Origin of the sequence: Colwellia sp. 1_MG-2023, assembly GCF_030546755.1 — a bacterium.
Classification (GTDB): Bacteria; Pseudomonadota; Gammaproteobacteria; order Enterobacterales; family Alteromonadaceae; genus Thalassotalea_H.
The window spans coordinates 26,694-47,726 of record NZ_JAUOPE010000008.1 but is presented as its reverse complement, the minus strand read 5'-3'; the positions used below and the strand labels follow the sequence as shown (position 1 = coordinate 47,726).

The following is a 21,033-nucleotide window of genomic DNA, read 5'->3' as shown; positions in this document are numbered from 1 at the left end:
ATGAAAAATGCATCTATTAATTGATTAAAATGCAATAAGCTGATGAAAGATATTTCGAATGAACAGATATTTGTGAAAGTTGTAGAAAGTGGTAGCTTTAAAGGCGCTGCAGAGTTGCTTAATATCGACCCTTCACTAGTAAGCCGTCGAGTGTCAAACCTTGAAAAGAAATTGAATGTTAAATTAATGGAACGGTCGACTAAACAATCAGTTCCGACTGAACAGGGGAATTTGTTTTTTCAAGGCCTAAAAAAGTTACTCGAAGAACACAATGCCCTAGAAAGCTTTATTAGTGGTACGGTTAATACACCTTCAGGCCATCTAAAGGTAACTGCACCACATGACTTTGGTGCCGAATTTGTAGCCGATGTGCTTGAAACTATGTCTGAAAAATATTCAGGATTAACCGTTGAATTAGCATTAGGGAGTCATTTTGAAGATTTACTAACACAAGGGATTGATGTCGCAATAAGAGTTGGTGAGCTAAGTGATTCGAATATGATTTGTCGAAGAATTGGCAATGTCCCAAGAGTGCTTGTTGCTTCTAAAGGATACATTGAAAAGCATGGCATGCCTAAACGAATTCAAGAATTAGAAAATCATCGCTTTATCTATTATACAAAGCAGCATGTTGAATCAGGAATAACGATAGGAACCAAAACGATAAAGCCTCAATGCAAATTTGTTATTAATAGTATTAGCGCCATAAAACAGCTAGTTTTACGAGATAAAGGTCTGCATTTAGGGCCCATTTGGGCATTTAAACAAGAAATCGAAGCAGGGGAGGTGGTGAGTGTTTTACCTAATGAAAAGTATAAAAGTTATCCAATGCATGCATTGTATTTATCGCGAACTTATACCCCTGCGAAAATTCGTTGTTTTATAGACTTACTTGTTGAACGTTACGGTGGAAGTGATTTTAGCTAAAGTACAAGCTTCACAGTTAAATTTACAAATGGCGCATGTATGATAGGCATGCCGCCATTCTAAAATAAACCTTCGAACCTCGCTGCACTTTTATAAAATGTAATTCATCCTGTAAAGTATACTTCCTATATTAAATAGATGGTGTTTTTATCATTGAATAAGCTATGTTTAAGTCAACTTTGTCATTTATCTAATTAAAACAATAAGAGATAAACCTTCATGAATAAAAAACGTTTAATCAAATCGTCATTAACGCTGTTAATAAGTGCGTTATTTGCCAGTCATTCAGCTATTGCTGATGAGTTCTCAGAGAATGTTTTAGCTTTAAAAGACGTATTTAACCTTGAATATGCCGCTAACCCTGTAGTAACGCCTGATGGCAAACATGTAGTTTACGAGCGCCGAAGCATGGATATTATGACTGATTCTATGCGCCGAAACTTATGGTCTGTTGCATTGGACGGAAGTAGCCATTTACCTATTCTATCTGACAGTAAAAACCACTTTAGCCCGGTATTTTCACCTGATGGAGATAAGATGGCTTATCTCTCAAGTAAAGAGGGTAAGGTACAAATATATTTAAAAGATTTAGCGTCAAATAGTACAACTCGGGTAACTGATATAGAAATGAGCCCTAGCAGTATGAGTTTTTCACCTGATGGTAAGTATTTAGCCTTTGCTATGTTTACCCCAACAAAAGCTAAACCTTTATTTACATTAGGCTCTAAACCTAAAGGTGCTAAGTGGGCAAAAAAACCTCAGTATATTGACCAAACTAATTTCCAACGCGATGGTATGGGGATGAAACGCCCAGGTAATATGCAAATATATGTTGTACCAACCATCGGTGGAACACCAAGACAGATAACCTCAGGTACGCATGATCATGCAGGTTCAATTGCGTGGACTAGAAATGCTCAGCAATTAATTATCTCGGCAAACACAAAAGATGATGCTGAATTTGATATGCTGAATAGTGACTTGTTTAGTATTGATATTAATACGCTTAAAGTTACTCAGTTAACTGATATGACCGGACCAGAGCGCAGTCCTCAGATAAGTCCTAATGGTAAGAAAGTCGCTTTTGTTGGCAATGAAGATAATGGCAAGTCAAATCAATTAAGCCAATTATATGTAATGAATGTAGATGGCTCTGATATTGAAAACCTAACAAATAATTTAGACCGCTCAGTAGGTGAAATAACATGGGCAGATAACGGTAAAGGGTTATATTTCAGCTATGATGATATGGCGAAAAAGAATGTAGCCTATGTTAGTTTATCAGGTAAAATTTCAAATATAACAAGTAATTTAGGCGGAACTAACTTAGGTAGACCTTATACTTCAGGAGACTATGACGTAACTCCTAAAGGTAGTGTGGTGTATACTTCCTCTACTGGAGATCGTCCTGCCGACCTTGCCATCGTGAGTAAAAAAGGGGTAGTTAAACAACTTACTGATTTAAACGGTGATGTTTTTGATCACAAAACAGTGAACAAGCCAGAATTAATGACGTTAAAAAGTAGTGTAGATAATCGAGATTTACAAGCTTGGATAGTGACACCCCCAAATTTTGATGCAAAGAAAAAATACCCACTGATTTTAGAGATCCATGGCGGACCACATACCGCGTATGGCCCAAGTTACTCAACAGAAATACAACTGATGGCAGCAGCGGGTTATGTTGTATTATACGGCAACCCACGTGGTTCTACATCGCATGGCGAAGAGTTTGCTAATTTGATTGACAAAAACTATCCATCGCAAGATTATAATGACTTAATGGATATGGTTGATAGTGCAATTGCTAAAGGCTATGTTGATGAGTCGAACTTATTTGTGACAGGGGGCTCTGGTGGCGGAACGCTAACGTCTTGGATCATTGGTAAAACTGACCGTTTCAAAGCATCTGTTGTCGCAAAACCCGTAATCAACTGGACAAGTATGATAGGTACTTCAGATATCTATGCCTTTATGAGTAAATATTGGTTCACAGACTTACCTTGGAACGATTACGAGCAATATTGGAATCGTTCGCCGTTATCATTAGTAGGCAATGTAAAAACTCCTACTATGGTACTTACCGGGGAATTAGATGTACGTACTCCTATGTCTGAAAGTGAACAATACTATGGTGCCTTGCGTTTACAAGGCGTAGAAAGTTCTCTTGTACGTATTCAGGGCGCTTATCATGGCATTGCTGCTAAGCCATCTAATCTAGCGCGTAAAGTTGGCTATATCTTAGCGTGGTTTGATAAATATAAAGACGAGAAAAATGCTGCAGAAAAAGAAAATTAGCATTAGTTTTTCTTGATACTAAAAAGCTCCGTTTACTGTAATAGTAACGGGGCTTTTTACTTTTCAACTTCGGGTAAATATTCGCTCAAGATAAACTTTTCATTGGCAAATAAAAGGCCGAGAAATTGAATCTCGGCCTTGAATTGATTTTTGCATTAAATTTAGCGTAAGTCACTTACCTAAAAGTTTTTAATCGTTATCAATTAAACCGGCAAGTCCCTTTTTAACAAAGCTTGGCAATGCAAAAGAAGCACTGTGTAATGCAGCGTTATAATAATCGAAGGTTAAATTACTTGCTAATACACGATTTGCGTTAAAGTTATCGACAGGATGATATTGCTTAGAAGCAAAGGTAAAGCTCCACAGGCCGCCAGGGTATGTTAAATTACTAAAACTGTACAAATAGCTTTTTGGAAAAACAGCATTTAGCACTTTAAGCAAAGATTGCTGAATATCCATCGCATACCAAGAAGACTCTCCCTGAGAAACGACAATGCCATCGTCAGCTAAACAGTTAAATACATCTTGATAAAAAGCTTCACCAAACAAGGGTTGTGCAGGGCCGATGGGGTCTGTGCTATCGACAATAATTATATCAAACTTTTCTTGGGTTTCAGCAACAAACTTAACACCGTCACCAATAATTAGCTTAATACGAGGGTCGTCAAGCGCACAAGAAGTCTGTGGAATGTGTTCTTTACAAGCATCCACCACCATGCCATCAATTTCTACCATAGTACATTTTTCAACAGACGTATGGCGTATTACTTCACGCGCAGTACCGCCATCGCCTCCACCTATTACTAGTACATTTTTGGGATTAGGATGAACAAATAGTGGTACGTGAGTGATCATGTCGTGATAGGCAAATTCATCGCGTTCAGTAACCATGATCAAACCGTCGTTCAAGAGCATTTTTCCATGGCCTTTGGTTTCTACAACATCAACGGTTTGAAATTCACTTTTTCCAGAAAAAAGCACTTTCTCAACTTTAAATTTTAAACCCAAAAAATCTTGGAATTTTTCTTCTACCCATAAATTAGAGTGCATGGTTTTCTCCTGAAACATCGAGTTCAATAGGGGAAGTAAATTGTGTTTGCGGTAGGATAAAGTTAGCAAAGTGTACAAGATAATGGTTATCTAGCATCGTTGACGCGAGCACATTGCTAACATAATCGCTTGGTATGTTGTTACTACATAAAGACTCGAAATCAGCTTCATTAAAACTGAGTAAGTCAAAAGATGCGGGCTTTAATATATCGACAATCTTCGGTGCTAATTCCACTAAATTCAAACTTGATTCAAATGATACATAGCTACTATTTTCTTGTGGCGTTACATGAATAGTAAAGTAGTCTTTGCCTTTTATGGCATTCATCGAATATCCGTATGGATCGAAAACAAAATCATCAATAGTAAACTCAGGTAATAGTTCATCGATACATAAAAAGCGTCTCACTTCTTCTTTCGATAAATGCTTCTGAGTCAGTATTTCTGATGCTTTTTTACTAATTTGATAGGCTAACAGCTCATAAGTTTTATCGTTAGCATCTGCTTTGAAATCATTCGTTTGATGAAACATATAAGTGTGATGTGAATCGAGTTCGCCAAACCGGTAGGCTTTTCCATCAACAAACTTAGCTAATACTTTTATATCGTCACCAAAGCAACTCGGTTGTGCTTGAGCAAAGTATTCATTTTTACGTTGATAAATTATATGAGTTATTATTTCGCGACCATAATGCGTTATAAAATACTCGACAGAATTAATTAAATGAGTTTCACCACAAGTTAAAATTAAGAATCGGTCTTGCCAAACAAATAGGCTCGATTCTGAAAGCACAAAGGCTTTGCAATACGAGTTTTCAATCGTAGACAGTATCTGTGCGTGGCAGCAATTTACCAACTTCGCCCAGAACGAGTTATCTACATCTGTTAACAAGTTAATGTTGTTTGCATCAATTAGGACTTCTGCTTTTTTTTCTGAGCCTTCGAAAAACAATTGGCTATCCTCATTATAGGCACGTAAAAAGGTGCGGTATTTTACAAATTTTTTGTGATGAAACAAGTATTTTTTTTGGTTGTTATTTGGGCAAATATAACAGAACAATCCAATGATGAAAAAAAACTATACTTATTTGGAATTTTTTGCATAATTACGCAAAATATCTATGAGTGTATCTCGTGAAAAAACTACAAAATATTGACCATAATATATTACCAACAAAAAAGCCTTTTGAATGGTCATATGATGATAAAGCCATTTATGAAAATACCACTCATATTATCGGTTTTGAGTTTGATGGTACCGCTTGTTTTCGAAAAGGGACTAAACATGGGCCTGATGCATTGCGCTTGGTATCAGACGGTATTGAGTCATATTCACCTTATTTAGATGAAGATCTCCAAGATATTTGTTTTGTCGATTTAGGTAATTTAGCCATTGATAAACAAATAACCGTGCAATCCGAACCAGAATATATTGAACAGCAATGGCATCAAGCCGTTGCAACTTTTGACGCGCAGTTTGCTAATATTTCTTTAGCAAATGACAACGTGAAAATAATAACTTTAGGTGGCGAGCATTCAATATCTTACGCGCCGATAAAAAAGTATTTACAAGAATTTCCCGAGTTAGTGGTTGTGCATCTTGATGCTCATGCCGATTTAAGAGATGGTTATTTAGGGTATCATTATTCCCATGCCTCTATCATTCGTCGAGTGTTTGACCTCTTTAATGAGGGTCATCAACTGATTCAATATGGTATTCGTTCCGGTACAAAGGAAGAGTATCAATGGATGCAGGCTAATCACACTTTAAAACAAAGTCGTGCAGAATTTTTAGCGGCTATCGCAGCGATTCCTGATGACAAGCCTGTATATTTAACCTTAGATTTAGATTATTTCGATCCTAGTTTTTTTCCTGGTACAGGCACACCAGAGCCTGGCGGTGAAGATTTTCATTCTTTTGTCAGCTTATGCAAATTGTTAAAACAAAAGCACTTTGTAGGTTGCGATGTTGTGGAGTTGTCACCAGAAATTGATCAAACCGGTAATAGTGATGTGTTTGCGGCAAAAGTCGTTCGTGAACTGTTGTTATGTTTAGATAAGTAAGAGTAAGAAAAATTGAGTAAAACACACACAGAATTACAGGATGAGTTAGCAAAAACAGATGTTGCTAACGAGAGAACTTGGTCAGTAGAAGACGCTGAAAAAACCTATCGAGTACAACGTTGGGGCAATGGATATTTTGCTGTCGGTAAGAAAGGGAATATCGAAGTAACTCCTCGTTATGAACAACCTAATTTAAACATTGATTTGCGTGAAGTTGTTGATGAAATGTCTGCGAAAGGCATTGAATTTCCTGCTGTTATTCGCTTTCATGATATTTTACGATCTCAAGTGGAACGTTTAAATCGCACATTTCGTAGCACGATTGAGTCTGCTGAGTATGAAGGGCGCTATCTAGGGGTGTTCCCGGTAAAAGTTAATCAGATGCGAGAAGTAATCGAAGAAATTGTTGACGCTGGTGAGCGTTTTGATTACGGCTTAGAAGCAGGCTCTAAACCTGAATTGATCGCTGCATTAGCTTATAACACCAATAAAAATTCATTAACTATTTTAAATGGTTACAAAGATGAAGAGTATTTGCGACTTGCCTTACTCGGGGTGAAAATCAATCGTAAAATTGTGATCGTTATTGAAAAATTTAGTGAATTAACTAAGCTCATCTCACTGTCCAAAGAACTCAATATTGTCCCTATGATAGGCTTACGCGTTAAAATGATGGTGAAAGGGCGCGGTAAATGGGAAAGCTCTAGTGGTGAGCGGGCAAAATTTGGTTTAAGCATCGCTGAAATTCTTAATGCGGTGTCTTTGCTTGAGCAAGAAGGCTTATCTGAGGCGATTAAGTTATTGCATTTTCACATTGGCAGTCAACTTACCGACATTCGAGCCATTAAAGAAGCCGTACAAGAAGCTTCTTTAATTTATTCTCGCTTAGTTAAGAAAGGCGTACCTCTTGAATATGTTGATGTTGGCGGCGGCTTAGCGGTTGATTACGATGGTTCACAATCAACTAATGACTCTTCTTGTAACTACAGTATTGAAGAATATATTGCCGATATTGTGTACGGTTTTAAACAAAATTGTGATTTGGAAGGCGTCTCTCACCCTCATTTAGTTAGTGAAAGTGGTCGTGCGATGACAGCTCATCATTCATGTGTTGTCACAAAGGTGATAGGCGAAATTCATCCCCGAGGAGTTGTGTACAACACACGTAAAGAAACTGGCGAGCATATTATTGTCACCAATTTTCGTGAAATTGAATCAGGATTAACCAGTGAAAATCACCAAGAAGTCTATAACGATATCGCACAGCTAAAAGAACAAGCAATGCAAGCGTTTAAGCTGGGTATTATGTCATTAGAGGAAATGGCCAAAATTGAAATAATTTACTGGCGAATTTTAGGCGGTATTGACAATATTATCCAAGATTTAGAGTTTGTACCTGAAGAATTAAAAGAAATACCTGAGATGTTGTCTTCTCAATATTTAGCCAATTTTTCTGTGTTTCAATCGGCTGCTGATTCATGGGCCATTGATCAAGTATTACCTATTGTTCCTATTTCTCGATTAAATGAAAAACCAAGCAAGCTATGCAGTTTAGTTGATATTACCTGCGACAGTGATGGTAAAATTGATAAATTTATTGGTGATGAAACAGTTGCGACTAATATTCCATTACACTCATTAAACGAAGGTGAAGATTATTTCATTGGTATTTTTTTAACGGGTGCCTATCAAGATGTTATGGGTGATATGCATAACTTATTTGGTCGCCTCAATGAAGTGCATATTGTGAGTTACGATGATGATCCAAAAGACTTTTACATGGAAGAAGTGGTAAGGGGCTCTATGGTGAAAAATGTGTTATCTACCATGCAATATACGCCTGAAATTATGGCGCAGGTGGTGAAAAAAGAAATTGATAAGCAAATTCAACGAGGCAAGATAAAACCAAGGGAAGGAGTACAATGGATCGATTTTTATGACGACTGCTTAGAAGGTTATACCTACCTTAAATAGCTAGTTACAGTATAAAAATTTCTCCTGCTCATTTTAAAGTATTGATGAAAAAAAATCGTAGTGTCTAGTTAACTAAACTTGTTGTTTAAGTTGTTGCCTAGATTCACAGCAATAATAAATTAGTTAATTATTGCTGATTAAAGCTTAAGACATTTTTTGTGATTTTTTCATAAAAGTGAGTTAAAGGACTTAGCGTTAAAACTAAAAACTTTAAAGTTAAAGCCTTTAAAGTTAAAGCCTTTAAAGTTAAAGCCTTTAAAGTTAAAGCCTTTAAAGTTAAAGCCTTTAAAGCTAGGGGCAAATTAACTCATTATGTTTGCTACAAGTTTGATAATTGCCATTTTCTTACCGTGTTATCTAAAAATTGGTTGGCTGTTATTTCAAAATTTGGATGTTGTTTTACACCATAATAGCTGGGGTTAGTCAGTAAAAAAGATTCTAAACCTATATAGAAAACATCGAGCATTTGAAGTGAGTTTTTAAAATACTGGTACTGCTCATCAAGTGTTAAACTGTTATCAAGATAAAGCACTAATGGGCAATATGCAGAACCACCTCGCCCTTCATTTACCATACAAAATGAGAGCGAATCTTTGACTATAAATGCGACTGGCTCAGGTAAAATTTCAGCGCCTTTGTTTTTCAATATTGCGCTATAGAGTAGCAGCGTAATCAGATTATCTTTTGCTAACTGTTCGTACTGCTCTGATGATATTTGTCCGTCTTTGCCGTATGTATTATTAAATAACGTTGTATCCCCGAGAAGTAAGTTTGCCATAATTTGGCCTTCTAGTTTAAATTTTTCTGGCAGCGGCAACTTAGCTAGTAATTCAGTTTCTGCAAAACTCAGCGTTTGCTGTTGTTGCATTGCATATAACAAGGTTAAAGGCCACCCATAGTCGTTAAAGTTTTCAGGGTTTTCCTGTAAATCGTTTTGTAATTCTTTTAAGGCAATGTTGTTATTATTTTGCACAATATGTAAAGAAATTTCTTGTGCTCTTTGCAACGTATTTTTTTTACTTTCAATACTTTGCAAGTAGTTCAACGCATTCTGTGGTGACTGTTCGATGACATAATGTTTAAACAGCAGAGCATCTATGGCGTTACTACTTGAATCCTTTTGATCATGTATTTTCTTAATTGCTGTTAAACTCAGTTCGGTGTTGCCAATTACGTATGAGCTATAAGCAAGGTTGTATAAATTGACAATATTAGTAGGGTTTCTTTTCAGCACCTGCAAGCGATTTTCTACCGTTTGTTCAAAACCTTTACTGCCAGAAAGTGCAAGTAAATACGAATTCTCAATAAAAGGATCATTTGGGGCTTGTTTGAAGGCTAGTTGCAGTTTTTCAAACGCTAAGTCATTGTGATTTTTGCTATACAAATAATTTGCTTCAACATAGTGCTTAAGGGGAAACTGCGGTGCTACTAATAACTCGTTAAATAGTTTTTCTTGTTGTTTGTTGCGTTCGGCTTCAGTTAAGCCCCCGTAAGATCTTGCCATCTCATACACTGCAAATAGCTGCGCTTTCGCTAAATAAAACTTATCATCTAAGTTAATTGCTTGTTGTAAATAGTTTCGTGCTTGCTGAAGCGACTCAGGCTTCCTTTGGTAAGCTAAACTTCGGCCTTTTACAAATAATTCATATGCTTGCTCGTTACGCGTCAATCCCGCTTCGGTATTGAGCTCGTTGGGTCATAAATTGAGCTTTAATGCCTGGGTAATGGCAAAGGTTAATTCATCTTGTATGGCAAAAATACCATCAAGTGTTCGGTCGTAGGTTTCAGACCAAATATGACTTCCTGATACAACTTCTATTAATTGCGCAGTTACTCGTAATTTTTCAGAGTCTTTTCGAATACTGCCTTCAAGTACGTAATTAACCCCCAAAGTTTCGCCTATTTTTCGAATATCTGAATTTTTATTTTTAAATTCAAAAGACGATGTTCGAGAGATCACCAAAAGGCTGTTAATTCGTGCTAATGAGTTAAGTATCTCCTCTGCTATGCCATCACCAAAATACTCTTGTGAGTTATCTGGGCTCATATCCGCAAAAGGCAAAACAGCGATTGATAACTCTTTGGTTACTTCATCGCTTGGCGCGAATAATTTATCGTACGCGATAAATGCAATGGCTAAGGTAAATGCCATTGCTAACCATTTATTGATTTTACTGCCCGTTATTTCGCGAATAGATTCATCTTCTTCAACGTCTTTTGTGAACTTTAAACCCTCAGGTGTTAGTTCAAATGCCCAGGCAAATATACAAGCAACAGGAAAGCCAATTCCAAGCACTACCGTAGTTATCGTGCCAAACATGGTGGGGAGATGGAGGTAGGGGGAAACAACGGCAACAATTTGTAAGATAAGCCAGCTGGTGACTAAATAAACACTCGCAACTTTAAATACATTACGGCGTTTGAGTTCTTTAAAAAAGGCCATGCGTCCTGCTCGTTATAATTATTTCCTAGTTAGAGTAGTATTTATTGCACGGCGATGCAATTTAAACCGTTTTGTTTGCGTTTTGATGTTAATTTTAAATAAATTGTTCCTAGTGAATAAACGCTATAAATAAAAGCTATTCAGGTTTATCTTTAAACTCATACAAGTCCTCAATAATAAAAGCACTACATTATGGTTGGTGTGCTACACAAGTATAGCGACCAAGAAGGAACAACTAGTGGTGGACGTCGATTTTGAATTCTGTAGGGATGACTTTAAGTCGCTATTGCTCTACTTTTATCTCGTTTTACCAGAAGCAAAATTAGTGTGATTGGATACTTTAAAAATGTGCATGTATACGGCAATGAAAGGCCAGATAATGGATAATAAAGGTAAGATTTTTGTTTTCATCTACTACGCCACATAAAGTGACAAAGGTTCGCCTTTTCTGCGTTTTATGTGCGTTAAAGTTGACGTTGAAAAAGAGCTATGTCTAATCTTTTATTATTAAACGTTACCATTAGCAACCAACAGCCTATCTCTTCTGTAAAGTGACAAATCATCAGTCTCTTGAACCTTTGATAGGTTCAAACTAAACTGGGTCTCTTAAAAATAAAAATCATCAAATTAAGGACTAAAGATGTCAGTTTCAATAACAAGCGTTACGACGTTAGGGCTAGCACTAAGTTTGTCTATTGCAGGGCTTTCAGGTTGTAAAAACGATAACAAGCAATTACAGCATGAAGAAGCTATAGCAAAATCATCACCACAAGAGACTTTAAGTAAAGTGAATTACAAAAACATTGAGTACAAAACGCCTGGCCAAACAGACAATGATCATCTTTACCTTGAAGAAGTATTGGGGAAAAAAGCGCTTAAAGATGTAAATAAATGGAATACTCGCAGCTTAGATAGACTCATGTCAGATCCACGTTTTGACACTATGCAGGCAGAAGCCCTAGAAATCCTTAACTCGAAAGACAAAATTCCTTATGTATCTTACCGAGGAGGCGAGGTACACAATTTTTGGCAAGACGAAACTCATGTTCGCGGTGTATGGCGTAAGAGTACCCTCGAAAGCTATTTGTCGGAAAATGCCAAATGGGAAACGGTACTAGACTTTGACAAGCTCGCTAAAGATGAAAACAAGAATTGGGTTTATAAAGGTAATAGCTGCCTTGGCCCAGATTATAAGCGTTGTATTGTTAATTTATCTGATGGCGGAAAAGACGCTGTTGTGCGTCGTGAATTTAATACGGCAAGTAAGAGTTGGGTTAAGGATGGATTTGTTACTGAAGAATCCAAAGGCTCAATGTCATGGCTTGATGAAAATCACGTAGTAATAGGCGTTGATTTTGGTGATAACACCATGACTGATAGCGGTTATCCAATGATCGCTAAGCTTTGGAAACGTGGCACTCCTTTATCAGAAGCGAAAGAGATTGGTCAAGGCGAGCAACAAGATGTCGGTTACTGGGGCAGTGTGTTTGAATTGGCTAATGGATCGCGCGAAATAATGAATGCGCGCTCTCTTACCTTTTACGATTCTATTTACGAATGGATACCGATGAAAGACGGTCAACCGCAAACTCCAGTTATCCTACCTCTTCCGGAAAAGAAGAATATATACGGCTTATTCAAAGACCAAATGCTTGTACAGCTAAACGAGGACTGGCGCGGATTTAAAACCGGTGATTTAGTCAGTTTTGATATTCATGACTTTATGCAAGACGGCCAAATTGAGACCGTTACCATAGTGTTTAGTCCAAATGAAAAATCATCGCTTAACAATGTAGGTACTACTAAAAGCAAATTGCTAGTTTCAATATCTGAAGACGTTACTAGCGCCGCATTTGCATTTGATTTGGTTGATGGCCAATGGCGCTCTGAAAAGCTAGACTTCCCAGCTAATGGCACTGTATCGATAGGGTCTACGAATGATAAAGAAGATGTTGCATTTATTAGCTCAGAGAGTTTTTTAGAGCCTGATACGCTTTGGACATACAACACGGCAAGTGGCGAAAAGGCAAAAGCTAAAGGGCTGCCAGCTTGGTTTGATGCGAGCACAATGGTATCGGAACAGTTTTTTACTACGAGCTCAGATGGTACTCAAGTTCCTTATTTTGTTGTCCGAAATAAGAACATAGCAATGGACTCTAGTAATCCAACATTGCTTTATGGATATGGCGGTTTTGAAGTTTCTCTTAACCCGAGTTATTCCGCGCTCAGAGGAAAACTTTGGTTAGAAAATGGCGGTGTTTATGTGCTTGCTAACATTCGTGGAGGTGGAGAGTATGGACCTAAGTGGCACCAAGCAGGACTTAAGACCGAACGTCAGCGCATTTATGATGATTTTATTGCTGTGGCTGAAAGCCTAATTGAAAAAGGCATCACTAGTCCTAAGCATCTAGGGATTGAAGGTGGCTCGAATGGTGGTTTACTTATGGGAGTAATGTTTACTCAACGTCCTGACTTATTTAACGCAGTTATTTGTGCTGTGCCTTTACTCGATATGATGCGCTACCACAAAATGTTAGCAGGCGCTTCATGGATGGGTGAATACGGTAACCCTGAAGATGCTGTTGAAGGTGCCTTTTTGCGCCAAATTTCGCCTTATCATAATGTCGACCCTGCAAGTGATTATCCGGAAGTATTTTTTGTAACATCAACAAAAGATGACAGAGTACACCCTGCGCATGCACGTAAAGTTGCTAAACGTATGGAAGATCAAGGGCATGATTTCTTGTATTACGAAAATATTGATGGGGGCCACAGCGCGGCAGCTAACTTAAAGGAAACAGCTAAACGCCTAGCTCTTCAGCACACTTATCTTATGCAAAAACTAGCTGATTAGGGTTAGTTGAGATTTGTTATTAAATAATATTGTTGTTTAACCATGCGTTTGAACTTCTGCCATTTGAACTTAACCAAAGTGTGAGTTCAAATGGCATTTTTGTATTACCAGAAAACAATGCTGGAATTAATAAGATTGGGAGGAGGAAACTAAGCTTTAGTTGAGAGAACCGTTATTTCCTCATCGCAGCCGATTTTTGACTTTAGGCTCTCACTGCCTGTTTCTCAAAGCTTAAAACAGACATAAGTCTAGTCAGCCTTATCCTTAAACTCACACAAGTCTTCAATAATGCATGCGCCACATTTAGGTTTACGTGCCACACAAGTATAACGGCCATGTAAAATCAGCCAGTGGTGATCGTCTACTTTAAATTCGGCCGGCACCACTTTCAGTAGTTTTTGCTCAACTTCTACCACGTTTTTACCCATGGCAAATTTAGTGCGATATGCCATTCTAAATTTATACGTGACCACTTCGATGTTCGGTCAGCCAAAAGATAATTAAGGTATATAAAACAGTCACCATTGATGTATTTTATTTATCTGCTTTCAAGGCTAAATAGCCACTCGGGCACTTATATATGAGTTATATAATAAGCGAATATCTGGTTATTAATTATTTTACTAAATCATATACCCATACAATTTGCTATTCAGAAAACTTTGTTGTGTATGTTTTGTTATGATATGCTACAAATTATAGCAAAACGAATGTTTTTTTGGGTGACTATGGGCATAGTAAAAATTTCAGATGGACTTCATGAGGAAGTGAGGAAAAACAGCTCAGTAATGGAACGTTCCATAAACTCTCAAGCAGAGTTTTGGATGAAAATTGGTCGGATTGCAGAGCAAAATCCTACGATGACATACGAACAAATTATTGAGCGAGAGAAACAAAATCAAAATATTGCAACCATGAAACTTATCAATGAATAGTGTCAATATCAAAACATATGAAGAAATCAAACTCATGCGTGAATCAGGTCGGCTACTGGCTAAGGTTTTCCATGAATTAGATAGGTTTGTTGAAGTGGGTAAATCAACGTTGGAAATTAATGATTTTGTCGAAGACATCATTGTTAATAGCTTGAAAGCTAGACCTGCAAGCAAAGGACAATATGGTTACCAATATGTTTTAAATTCATCAATAAATGAGGTTGTTTGTCACGGTGTACCTTCCGAGGCGAAAAAGCTAAAGAACGGCGATATAGTTAATATTGATGTCACATTAGAAAAGAATGGATTTATTTCTGATAGTAGTAAAATGTATTGTCTTGGTACAGTAACACCACTCGCTAAAAGACTGGTAGATGTGACTTATGAAGCTATGTGGAAAGGCATACAAACAGTAAAGCCTAACTCGACAACTGGTGATATAGGGAATGCAATACAGAATCACGTTGAAAAGTATGGTTACACTGTAGTAAGGGACTATTGTGGACACGGTATTGGTAGAGAAATGCACGAAGACCCTCAAATTTTACATTATGGTAAACCTGATTCTGGCGTTAGTCTGAAAGAAGGAATGGTTTTTACTATTGAACCTATGATCAATCAAGGATCTTACAAAACTAAAACCAAAAAAGATGGATGGACAGTAGTCACTAGAGATAAAAAATTATCTGCTCAATGGGAGCATACTATTTTGGTTACATCTGACGGTTTTGAAGTGCTTACTCTGCGAGATGAAGAACGCTTTTGACACTTTGATGTAAAATAATAACTTTGATTTAAATCTTTAATCTAATCCTTTCGAGTGGCTCTATTTTAGGGAAGTTCGATATATACCTCCTTGAACGGTTTTTGTTTATCTAACTCATTGTTTTTTCTGAATAAATTTTAGTGAGGTTTGGTGCAGGGATAATATGTGTATCTACCGCTATGGTTGGCCAACCAAAAAATAGTTAAAGTAGATCGTTATTTACTTTAAACACGTTAGGTATGTGCTTTGTACTCAGGTTAGGTTCGTCGTCTTAAAGTAGGTTGAGGACACGTTTTTCGTATTGCTGACGCTTACTTTTTGTTCATTATGCTTGGAAGTCCAGAGGATAACAAAGGTACCACGTATGAACACAGCACCTTTGTTTAATGGGAGTTAATACTGTGTATATTCATATACACAAGTAAAATAGTTAATTTTCTACGAAATTTTTTATACTGCTAGATAAAGCTGGTTTAGGAGTTGATTGATTCCTAAATAAACCAATCCCTGAAAGTTCATCTGGACCCTCCATTTCATCATAATAATCAGCATAGAAATAATAAACCCCTTCAATTGCCGGATATCTATTCAATTCGCTCAAAAAGTCTTGCATAAAGTTAGCTTGACCTTCTTCTGTATTTGAATACCTTTGTTCAACTGCAACTTTTATATTTGTACTGTCCGTAAAGTATGAAAATTCACTAATTTGAATTTTTTTGTTTAATTCAGCCAATGAATTTATTAAAAATTTAAAATCATCATTTTTAAAGTAAGGGAAACTAATCCCTTCATTGTATTCAAAGATCAGGTAAGGGTATGAAAGACCTATAACATCAAAGTCTACGTTCTCATTGATCATATGCTTAAAAAATCCAATAGAATAAATATTTTGTTCGCTATAAGCCATACCTGCAAGGTGGAGCCCAATTTTCGCTGTAGGATTAACAGAGTGGATGCCTTTTATTGCCGCATTAAATACTGCAACATGATATGGCCATAGTTTTTCTTGAGCACTATTATCATTTAAGTTTACATCAATATCTTCGCCTACTAGTTCGTCGCCAATCTGAATTCCAGCGATACCAAAGTCAACTTCATTACCAATCTCAAATTGGCTGACATTTACACCAAAATCTAAGAAATATTGAGCCACTTCAGCCGAATGGAGTTCTATTGCTTCAAGACGTTGTTCAAATGTTAAGGCTGCCCAATCATCGCCTGGATAATATGTACTTGCGTGAGTTGCTGCATCACTTAGAAATAAGAATACTGAATGATTGTTTCCATCTTTACCACCTTTAGTTATTGTGTATCTTGCAAGTTCACGTGAACTCCAACTATTTGGTAGATCATTGTTACTTAGAATATCATCCCATTCGTCGAGTGGTGCTTCATCTAGCTCAGGGGTGATACCTATCCGATTTCCTAATCGAAAATTATTAATGCCATTTTCATTTAGGATTGTAAAAAGTGATTCAGGCGTCCAAGCGCTATCATTGACATTCATAGCATTTAAAACGCCATCTGTTACTACAGCGCCAACAAACATTTTTTCATCACGAGCTTTTGTTGTGAAAGCTAAATCAGAACCTTGAAAATCAGAATTACTAAAAGAAGTTAACTCAGACAAGGCTATTCTGTAATCAGAACTATACTTAAATCCACCATGAGGTTTAATATTCAAAGCAATTCCATTAGCAACAATCTCAAAGTTGATTAGTTCATCATTTTCAAATACTTCCACAGAACTTATATCTGCTCCTAGCTCTTCATTAAAGTTTAAACTTAGTTGTTGGGTATTATTAGCAGGGTCAATTGCTTCTGAAGAGTGTGATTCAAGTGTAAATGCTACATCATTAACTTGAACTGACACTGAAACATCTGTTGCTAGTCCTTCATTGTCTGTTACCGTCAGCTTAAAAACCAAACTGGTGTCAATATTTGTAGCAGGAATATTGATTGTTAATTCTTTATCATTTGGGTTATTGATATCAGCTGTCGAGCCTGATAATTGTATCCAGCTATACTCTATGGAATCCAAGTCTTCGTCATTTACTGTAGGTGTTAATGTTAGTAAGGTCTGTTCATTTACTACAAACTCTTGTTCAATATCTACAACAGGAGGAGTATTAGCGTCTTGTATTGTAATATCTACTCGATCTGTCGCTACCCCATTAGCATTATCTGTAACTTGCAACTCAAAAGTAAGTATTTCTTCAGCCCCTACGTTAGGTGCTGTAAATGTAGGGCTAACCGTTGAAGAGTCATTTAAAACAACTGATATACCGCTTATTTGTTTCCAAGTAAACTTACTAATCGAGCCATCTGTGTCACTACTATTAGAACCATCCAGTGTGACTTTATTTAAGTCATATACCGTTTGGTCATCACCCGCATTAGCTATTGGAGGGCTATTAGTAGTAACTGGAGAAGTAGGAGTCGTTGTAGAAGATCCTGATGAACCTCCACCGCACCCCAATAGAAAAAATGTCTGAAAACTAATTAATAAAATTCGTTTAAATGATCTACGCATGAAAGCTCCTTATACATAAATAAAATATTTATAGCACAATTGTACGATTGAGTTGAAATTTTAAATTCGCTTCTAATAATTTTATTTAATTTAAGTTAAAAAGTACTGCCTTTCAAAAATAAAAATGACACAGTTAAATTTTCTGACATATTGAAATTAAACAATAATTAAATTTGGTAGCCAAGGATATTTAGTCATCACATATAGATTTTTTATTGCACTTAAGTAAATGCTTCAGGTTAAAACCGACAATAAAAGTTTCACTGTTTTAGCACAAAATAGGTGGCTCAAAATTTTTGATTTAACAAACGAAGCACTGTACAAGTGCAAATCCTCAGGGAGATAGCGTAAATAGCTAATAAACTCCGAATATGGATCTTCTGACAGATCTTCTTTTTGTCATAGAAAGCTTTTGCTTGTCAAAGGGGAGTCGCTATAAACTGATTAACGGTATGATAGGAATTGAAAAAATATTTTTTTAGATAGTTTCTTCGTTTAATGGAGTCGATATATCAATCAGTTTTATCTTTAAATTCACATAAGCCTTCAATAATACACGCGACACATTTTGGTTTACGTGCCACACAAACGTAACGACCGTGTAGAATAAGCCAATGGTGAACGTCTACTTTAAATTCGGCCGGCACCACTTTCAGTAGTTTTTGTTCTACTTCAACCATGTTTTTACCCATGGCAAATTTAGTGCGGTTAGAGACGCGATCGATGTGTGTGTCTACGGCGATAGTAGGTCAGCCAAAAGTTAATTAAGGTAGGTATTCAAATATTCCTGAATTTTAAGGTTGTGTTGTGCTCAGGCTGTGTGAAAATTCTGATAACTTTTTGGTCCAAGTGCCAACTCAGGTAAACCGACCATTAGGGGATGTTTTACAGCGCAGCATCACTAGCTAGAGAGAATAATAAGTTAAACACTATGGAGCAGCACTCATCGCAGTGTGTATCGGGGCATTTACTTTGGCATACATGGGGAGTATTTGTTCTTTATAGAATGCCTTAAATTGCGGATCGATGTTTACCCCAGAAAGCGATAATGATGTATCGGCAAATAAATCATCGCCAATTCGATTATCATCAAGTATAGCTCGTAACGACAGCGAGTCAGTTACCGCCTGTTGTTGCGAAATGTCGCCCGATAAATACAAAAAAGGGACACAACCATTCGTAATATAATATTTATTCTGACACCTAGGCAGTTGCGCATTAAATAACTCTTCAATTTTATTGAAATAATCGTTGTTGCTATTAGGATGGTAGTAAAATGCTAAGCTATAAATTAAACCAAACTCGATTGTATCGACGTTAGTAAGATTAAATTTATCGGGTGCTGCATCGCTTGCAAGGTAGCCTTTTGCCCATTGTTCAACGCTATCAAGATTGCCAAGCAGGCTATCTCGCCATAAATTAACTAACATTAAGTCTTTGCTCGATAAGCTATCTTCAAGCTTAGTAATAGCCAGCTTTGCAGAGATATTTTCACGCTCAAACCTTTCAACATAAGCTTTTAGCCAGCCGAAGGTTTCCAATACTTGAGTGTTAATTTGTGATTCAGTATTAGCGTAACGTTCAAGTAACGTCAGCGCGTCGTTAAGTTGATTGTTCAGCGCTAACAAGCGTATTTGCTGAGTATCACTTCTAACGCTGCTTTTACCGTTATGAGTTAAATTTACATTAAGGGCTTTTTTAAGGTCATGTTCCATTAAATAGTAATATTGAATTTGTGTTGTTAAGCTTATCGACGCTTCAGAATTTAATTGCTCTAATTTTTCTAAATAAAATATAGCTTTATCTTTCATATCTGCATAAACAGTTTGCGAAAGTAAATTAACAGTATTGATCAGGTCTAATGGATCTTTTTGATAGCGCGCTTCCCGACGCCTTATAGACTCGTCAACATCACCATTGATCATATTGGGCAACAAGGTATATAAATTTTGAATTATTGGATCTGATGGGTTTAATTTCGCTGCAACGGTTACCGCTTGTGCAGCATGTTGATACAGGTTTTTGCTATACGCCATATGATAGCCGATAACTAAGTATTTCATCGCAAACACTTGATCGCTAACCACTAACTCATTAAATAGTTGTTCTTGCTTGGCTTGTGTATTTTCTACCGAAGCAACACCGTAGTAACTCATAAAGTGATAAACAGTGTAAAGCTGAGCTTTAGCGGTAAGAAAATTAGGATCTAAATCAATGGCTTGATTAAGTAGCTGTTCTGCTTGCTCTAGGCTTTCTGTGGTGCGTAAATATTGCAATTCTCGCGCATGAATAAATAAATCGTACGCTAATTGGTTAGTTGTCATGCCTGGCTTAGTTTCGCCTGATTGGCTGATGACTTGCTCAGGCAATAAATTTAATTGTAATGCTTGGGTAATGGCGTAGGTGAGGTTGTCCTGAATCGTGAATATATCAGCCAGTGGGCGATCGTAAGTTTGAGACCATAAATGAGCGCCTGAATTTGCCTCAATAAGTTGCGCGGTAATCCTAAGAGTGTTGCTACTTTTTCTGACACTGCCTTCTAAAATATAGTTAACCCCTAGTGCTGAAGCAATCTCCTTAACACTATTATCTTTATCTTTAAATGCAAATGATGACGTACGTGAAATAACACTTAATTGCGGCAGTTTTGCTAACGAGTTAAGGATTTCTTCTGCCATGCCATCGCCAAAATATTCTTGTGAGTGATCGGCACTCATATCTTCAAATGGCAACACCGCGATAGACAGTGTTTGTTCCGTATCTATTTGATGGGTAAAAAATTTATCATAACCGATAAAACACAAGGCTAAAGTTAGGGCACCACCTAATAAGTAATTAATTTTATTACCGGTATGATGGCTAATTGAACTTTCTTTATCGACATCGCGGGTAAACTTTAATCCATCCGGAGTAAGCTCAAATGCCCAAGCAAAGATACAAGCAATGGGTAAACCTATGGATAAAACTACCGTAACTATTGTGCCAAATAAGGTAGGTAAGTGCAGATAAGGCGAAACAACGGCAATAATTTGCAGAATTAGCCAACTGGTGATCAAGTAGACACTTGCTACTTTAAATACGTTGCGTCGTTTGAGTTCTTTGAAAAAGGCCATGCGTCCTGCTCGTTATAATTATTTCCTAATTAGATTAGTATTTATTGTACGTCGATGCAATTTAAAGCGCTTTTTG

Annotated in this window: 14 protein-coding genes and 2 pseudogenes; 7 read left to right on the top strand and 9 right to left on the bottom strand. The window is 37.0% G+C overall.

Going from position 1 to position 21,033, the window contains the following annotated elements:
- Positions 1-42 precede the first annotated feature (42 nt).
- Complete coding sequence (locus Q4493_RS10680; RefSeq protein WP_303452397.1) at positions 43-927, top strand: LysR family transcriptional regulator; 885 nt, start codon at positions 43-45, stop codon at positions 925-927.
- Between the two features lie 219 nt (positions 928-1,146).
- Positions 1,147-3,225 (top strand): S9 family peptidase, encoded by a 2,079-nt coding sequence (locus tag Q4493_RS10675; RefSeq protein ID WP_303452395.1) that lies wholly within the window; start codon positions 1,147-1,149, stop codon positions 3,223-3,225.
- A gap of 189 nt (positions 3,226-3,414) precedes the next feature.
- Here the strand turns inward: Q4493_RS10675 and speE are convergent, their stop codons facing one another.
- On the bottom strand, positions 3,415-4,275 hold the full coding sequence (gene speE, locus Q4493_RS10670) for a polyamine aminopropyltransferase (RefSeq protein ID WP_303452393.1): 861 nt from the start codon (positions 4,273-4,275) through the stop codon (positions 3,415-3,417).
- Complete coding sequence (locus Q4493_RS10665; protein WP_303452391.1) at positions 4,265-5,227, bottom strand: adenosylmethionine decarboxylase; 963 nt, start codon at positions 5,225-5,227, stop codon at positions 4,265-4,267. Before Q4493_RS10665 ends, speE begins: the two co-directional genes overlap by 11 nt.
- A gap of 182 nt (positions 5,228-5,409) precedes the next feature.
- Between Q4493_RS10665 and speB the strand changes: the two genes are divergently transcribed.
- Together speB and speA are read left to right on the top strand one after the other, a co-directional pair.
- Entirely contained in the window at positions 5,410-6,339 is a 930-nt protein-coding gene (gene speB, locus Q4493_RS10660) for an agmatinase (protein ID WP_303452389.1), read from the top strand.
- A 12-nt stretch (positions 6,340-6,351) separates the two neighbouring features.
- On the top strand, positions 6,352-8,313 hold the full coding sequence (gene speA / locus Q4493_RS10655; RefSeq protein ID WP_303452386.1) for a biosynthetic arginine decarboxylase: 1,962 nt from the start codon (positions 6,352-6,354) through the stop codon (positions 8,311-8,313).
- A 127-nt stretch (positions 8,314-8,440) separates the two neighbouring features.
- Here the strand turns inward: speA and Q4493_RS10650 are convergent, their stop codons facing one another.
- The 3 genes from Q4493_RS10650 to Q4493_RS10640 are packed head-to-tail and all read right to left on the bottom strand — an operon-like array spanning position 8,441 to position 10,756.
- Positions 8,441-8,614 carry a hypothetical protein gene (locus Q4493_RS10650; RefSeq protein ID WP_303452384.1) on the bottom strand — a complete coding sequence of 58 codons (174 nt, stop codon included), beginning with the start codon at positions 8,612-8,614 and terminating at the stop codon, positions 8,441-8,443.
- Between the two features lie 18 nt (positions 8,615-8,632).
- Positions 8,633-9,982: a hypothetical protein gene (locus Q4493_RS10645; RefSeq protein WP_303452382.1), complete on the bottom strand. Its 1,350-nt coding sequence runs from the start codon at positions 9,980-9,982 to the stop codon at positions 8,633-8,635.
- A gap of 27 nt (positions 9,983-10,009) precedes the next feature.
- Complete coding sequence (locus Q4493_RS10640; RefSeq protein ID WP_303452380.1) at positions 10,010-10,756, bottom strand: hypothetical protein; 747 nt, start codon at positions 10,754-10,756, stop codon at positions 10,010-10,012.
- Positions 10,757-11,396: 640 nt separating this feature from the next.
- On the opposite strand from Q4493_RS10640, the gene Q4493_RS10635 reads away from it, so the two are divergent.
- Positions 11,397-13,610, top strand: coding sequence for a prolyl oligopeptidase family protein (locus Q4493_RS10635; protein ID WP_303452377.1), 2,214 nt, complete (start codon positions 11,397-11,399; stop codon positions 13,608-13,610).
- Positions 13,611-13,858: 248 nt separating this feature from the next.
- Here the strand turns inward: Q4493_RS10635 and Q4493_RS10630 are convergent.
- Positions 13,859-14,107, bottom strand: a pseudogene (locus Q4493_RS10630) (endonuclease III); the annotation flags it as partial.
- Positions 14,108-14,338: 231 nt separating this feature from the next.
- Between Q4493_RS10630 and Q4493_RS10625 the strand changes: the two are divergent.
- Positions 14,339-14,545 (top strand): ParD-like family protein, encoded by a 207-nt coding sequence (locus Q4493_RS10625; RefSeq protein ID WP_303452691.1) that lies wholly within the window; start codon positions 14,339-14,341, stop codon positions 14,543-14,545.
- Positions 14,538-15,311: a type I methionyl aminopeptidase gene (gene map, locus Q4493_RS10620; protein WP_303452375.1), complete on the top strand. Its 774-nt coding sequence runs from the start codon at positions 14,538-14,540 to the stop codon at positions 15,309-15,311. The genes Q4493_RS10625 and map overlap by 8 nt, the downstream gene beginning before the upstream one ends.
- Positions 15,312-15,741: 430 nt before the next feature.
- Here map and Q4493_RS10615 read toward each other — a convergent pair whose 3' ends face one another.
- The 3 genes and pseudogenes from Q4493_RS10615 to Q4493_RS10605 all read right to left on the bottom strand — a co-directional run bounded on the left by Q4493_RS10615 (position 15,742) and on the right by Q4493_RS10605 (position 20,957).
- On the bottom strand, positions 15,742-17,844 hold the full coding sequence (locus Q4493_RS10615; RefSeq protein ID WP_303452373.1) for a glycosyl hydrolase 53 family protein: 2,103 nt from the start codon (positions 17,842-17,844) through the stop codon (positions 15,742-15,744).
- 512 nt (positions 17,845-18,356) lie between these two features.
- Positions 18,357-18,602: pseudogene (locus Q4493_RS10610) on the bottom strand (endonuclease III); the annotation flags it as partial.
- A gap of 171 nt (positions 18,603-18,773) precedes the next feature.
- Positions 18,774-20,957: a hypothetical protein gene (locus Q4493_RS10605; protein WP_303452371.1), complete on the bottom strand. Its 2,184-nt coding sequence runs from the start codon at positions 20,955-20,957 to the stop codon at positions 18,774-18,776.
- Between the last annotated feature and the right edge of the window lie 76 nt (positions 20,958-21,033).

Excerpts from the sequence above, each read along its gene's own strand:
- Q4493_RS10680 (WP_303452397.1), top strand. The coding sequence starts at position 43 with ATGAAAGATATTTCGAATGAACAGATATTTGTGAAAGTTGTAGAAAGT.
- Q4493_RS10675 (WP_303452395.1), top strand. The coding sequence starts at position 1,147 with ATGAATAAAAAACGTTTAATCAAATCGTCATTAACGCTGTTAATAAGT.
- speE (WP_303452393.1), bottom strand. The coding sequence starts at position 4,275 with ATGCACTCTAATTTATGGGTAGAAGAAAAATTCCAAGATTTTTTGGGT.
- Q4493_RS10640 (WP_303452380.1), bottom strand. The coding sequence starts at position 10,756 with ATGGCCTTTTTTAAAGAACTCAAACGCCGTAATGTATTTAAAGTTGCG.
- Q4493_RS10635 (WP_303452377.1), top strand. The coding sequence starts at position 11,397 with ATGTCAGTTTCAATAACAAGCGTTACGACGTTAGGGCTAGCACTAAGT.
- Q4493_RS10625 (WP_303452691.1), top strand. The coding sequence starts at position 14,339 with ATGGGCATAGTAAAAATTTCAGATGGACTTCATGAGGAAGTGAGGAAA.
- map (WP_303452375.1), top strand. The coding sequence starts at position 14,538 with ATGAATAGTGTCAATATCAAAACATATGAAGAAATCAAACTCATGCGT.
- Q4493_RS10615 (WP_303452373.1), bottom strand. The coding sequence starts at position 17,844 with ATGCGTAGATCATTTAAACGAATTTTATTAATTAGTTTTCAGACATTT.
- Q4493_RS10605 (WP_303452371.1), bottom strand. The coding sequence starts at position 20,957 with ATGGCCTTTTTCAAAGAACTCAAACGACGCAACGTATTTAAAGTAGCA.